Annotated in this window: 1 protein-coding gene and 1 pseudogene; both read right to left on the bottom strand. The window is 69.3% G+C overall.

Features of this window, described 5'->3' with window-relative positions:
* Positions 1-9: 9 nt before the first annotated feature.
* On the bottom strand, positions 10-549 hold the full coding sequence (locus G3N99_RS40690; protein ID WP_174937729.1) for a hypothetical protein: 540 nt from the start codon (positions 547-549) through the stop codon (positions 10-12).
* Positions 550-777: 228 nt separating this feature from the next.
* Positions 778-1,033 (bottom strand): annotated as a pseudogene (locus G3N99_RS40685) (SEL1-like repeat protein); the annotation flags it as partial.

Genomic DNA, 1,033 nt, shown 5'->3' with positions numbered 1-1,033 from the left:
CGGCACGGCTCAATGCCTTTCCATCCGCTCCAGCGCCTTGATGTCTTCTTCGGACGTCATTTCGCAGGCCAGCAGCGTCTTGCCCTTCAGCGCCGGGCCCTGGCGGGCCGACACGAGGATCAGCGCACCGCCCGGGCCACGGACCGTCAGCCGGCGCGAATAGCCGACGGACGACGCGCCCAGCAGGTGGCCCTTCTCGAGAGTGAGCTGGTAGCGTTTCGCGAGCTGGTCGGCGACCTCGCCGTCCACGAGCACGCCGATTCCGGTACTGACGAACACGACCTGCTGCGTCGTGAATCCGTCGCGGTGGATCGGCTCCGGCAGGCGGTAGACCGCGGCACCCAGCATCGACTCGTCCGGTTTCGGATCGGCTGCCTTGGCGGTGTTGTAGATCGAATCCATCAGGTCCGACGTGAACGGCGGCTTGCAGAGCGCGGCGTTGAAGATGTCGGGCTGGGCGGGCGGTGCGGCGAGTGCGGTGAGTGGTGCGCCGGCAATGACAAGGGCGCCGACGGCAGCGGCGCCAAGCCTGGAAAGGCGATGGGACATGGATGCAGTTCTCTCAGGTTTTATTGTGAGGCTGCATGGTAATGCATTGCCGCGCGCCGAACGATCGGCGGGGCGCGGCCGGATGGCGGCAAGGCAACCGGCGCGCGCGCCCGCGCCCCGCGATCGATTCCGTTGCCGGGTGATCGATCCGCGGGGCGGCGGGGCAGGCGCGTCATGCAGCCGGTGGGATGCCGGTTCGTGCGCGTGCGTTTGCGTGCGGACGAACCGTTACGGCGCGACGACCGGGTGCTTCAGCGCGTGCGCGGTCTCGATCCACTGCGCGTGGAATTCGTCCGCGTCGGGCTTGAGCCCGAGTTCGCCGTTGCGATAGGCCATTGCGAGCGTCTGCACGGCTTCCGGCAGCTCGTGCTCGGCGGCGCGGCGATACAGCGCCAGCGCGCGCGCCTCGTCGCGCGGCACGCCGCTGCCGTCCCGGTACGCGTTCGCGAGCATGAAGTCCGCGGCCGGGATGTCCGCGCGCGAC

This window comes from Burkholderia sp. Ac-20392 (genome assembly GCF_017104585.1).
Lineage (GTDB): Bacteria > Pseudomonadota > Gammaproteobacteria > Burkholderiales > Burkholderiaceae > Burkholderia > Burkholderia lata.
Note: the sequence above shows the minus strand (reverse complement) of the source record. Positions and strands in the feature narration are given on the sequence as shown.